General features: G+C 59.8%; 2 protein-coding genes and 1 pseudogene. 1 reads left to right on the forward strand and 2 read right to left on the reverse strand.

Annotated features, from left to right (window positions below):
• Positions 1-528: retropepsin-like aspartic protease family protein (locus AC1DWI_RS23765; protein ID WP_477725988.1), on the reverse strand; the 528-nt coding region annotated here is incomplete at its 3' end.
• A 7-nt stretch (positions 529-535) separates the two neighbouring features.
• Positions 536-1,021, reverse strand: a complete 486-nt coding sequence (locus AC1DWI_RS23770; protein ID WP_477668081.1) for a YajQ family cyclic di-GMP-binding protein — start codon at positions 1,019-1,021, stop codon at positions 536-538.
• A 45-nt stretch (positions 1,022-1,066) separates the two neighbouring features.
• Between AC1DWI_RS23770 and AC1DWI_RS23775 the strand changes: the two are divergent.
• A pseudogene (locus AC1DWI_RS23775) lies at positions 1,067-1,210 on the forward strand (UDP-N-acetylmuramate dehydrogenase); the annotation flags it as partial.

Genomic DNA, 1,210 nt, shown 5'->3' on the forward strand with positions numbered 1-1,210 from the left:
GTTGAGCTTGACCCGGTAGCCTTGCGTGGTGCCGTTGGCTGTGGACATGCGCACAGGCTGCCCGTCTTTGTAGTTAATGCCAGAGCGCTCCGCATCCGACGCGCTCATGGCAATGCTGGTCGCACCGGTGTCAACCATGAACTGCACGGCCTTTCCGTTGATCTGCCCGGCCGTCATGAAATGACCGCCGCCGCTTTCAGTGATGGTGATGCGCGTGCCCCGACCGGCTGAGGCAGTGCTACCGCCCGAGTTCACCGGCGCATCGCCCACCCGCAGTGTGTGCCGCTTGCCGGACTGCTCGATGACAGCCTGATCGCTGGTGGTGGAAATAATCTTTACGCCCTGGTGTGTTTCACCGGGCGCGACGCTCTTGGGTGAACCGCCGTTGACCACCAGCAGGGCCTTGGTGCCCATCATGCCGGCCAGCGCCACGGATTGGCCTTCGCTCTGCGCCTGTGCGGCGCCGTGCAGCAGCAAAGACGCGGACAGCAAAAATGCTGCTTGGGTGAGGGCAGGCAGAAGGTTCATGGCAGACCTAGTCGCGGCGGTTGTCAAAAGTAAGCGGAAAGTCCTTCATCTCGGACAGGATCAGCGCCATGGCGGCCTGCAGGTCGTCGCGCTTGGCGCCCGTGACGCGGACTTTTTCTTCCTGGATGGCGGCCTGCACCTTGAGTTTGCTGGCCTTGATGGCGGCCTGGATCTTCTTGGCGGTTTCGGTGTCGATGCCATTGCGGACCTTGTTGGTCTGCTTGACCTTGTCGCCGCCGATTTTCTCAATCTTGCCGGTGTCCAGAAAGCGTACGTCAACGCCTGCCTTGGCGAGCTTGGAGCGCAGGATGTCATTGATCTGGTCGATCTGGAAGTCGCCGTCGCCGACGAGGATGATGTCCTTGTCCTTCAGCTCGATGGAGGCCGAGGTGCCCTTGAAGTCAAAGCGATTGCCGACTTCCTTGCCGGTGTTTTCCACGGCGTTTTTGACCTTGACCAGATCGGCTTCAAGAACGGTGTCGAAAGAGGGCATGGTGCAAGTCTTTTTTACGGGGGTTGGAGTGAGACAATCACCCGGATGTTAGTCGAGAAAAACGTTCCACTCCAGCATTCCAACACCTTTGGCATCGTCGCGAAGGCACTCAGCCTGGTGCGGGTGACAAAGGAGGCCGATATTGCCGCAGCTTTGCAGGATCCGGCCCTGAAGGCCTCCCCCAAGTTT

The organism is Polaromonas sp. P3_C2 (assembly GCF_056402675.1).

Excerpts from the sequence above, each read along its gene's own strand:
- AC1DWI_RS23770 (WP_477668081.1), bottom strand. The coding sequence starts at position 1,021 with ATGCCCTCTTTCGACACCGTTCTTGAAGCCGATCTGGTCAAGGTCAAA.